Here is a 615-nt window from a genome sequence, read left to right as displayed (position 1 = left end):
ATGTCGTGAGAACGAAATCCAGCAAGGCGAAGAAGTGCCCGATCTGCGGTCGGGCGATGAAGAAGAACGGCAGGACCGCGAAGGGCACCCAACGGTGGAAGTGTCCCGACTGTTCGTTGAGCTCGACGATGCCGCAGGAACGGGCCGCGCGGGCGCGCATGCTGGACGAGTTCCTGATCTGGCTGCTAGGCAGGCAGCCGCAGTGCGCGATCGACCCGTCCGGTGACTCGCGCGCCCTGCGCAAGCGCACCTCCTGGTGCTGGAACATCCACCCGCGCATACCGTCCGTGACGGCCAGGCATCATACGGTGATGGCGGACGGCACGTACATGGGCCACGGCTGGTGCCTGATCATCGCCATCGACGGCGAGACCGGCGAGACGCTTGACTTCCAATGGTGCGGGCATGAGTCCAAGGCGGCCTACACGGCGCTGTTCTCGCGCATGCCCGCGCCGGACGTGCTCGTCACCGACGGGCTGCGCGGCGCGGAGACCGCCTGCCGTGAGACCTGGCCCGGCACGCGCATCCAACGCTGTCTGGTGCACGTGCAACGCAACACGAGAACGGACCTGACCTCCAGCCCCAGGCTGGAGGCGGGCAGGCAGCTCAAGAAGC

General features: G+C 67.0%; 1 protein-coding gene. It reads left to right on the top strand.

Annotation, left to right across the window (positions count from 1 at the left end; genetic code table 11):
* Positions 1–5: 5 nt before the first annotated feature.
* Positions 6–615, top strand: a 610-nt coding sequence (locus BFAL_RS10480) for an IS1/IS1595 family N-terminal zinc-binding domain-containing protein (RefSeq protein ID WP_174514781.1), incomplete at its 3' end; no start/stop codon positions are given.

Origin of the sequence: Bifidobacterium aesculapii, from assembly GCF_001417815.1 — a bacterium.
GTDB classification, from domain to species: Bacteria; Actinomycetota; Actinomycetes; order Actinomycetales; family Bifidobacteriaceae; genus Bifidobacterium; species Bifidobacterium aesculapii.
Note: the sequence above shows the minus strand (reverse complement) of the source record. Positions and strands in the feature narration are given on the sequence as shown.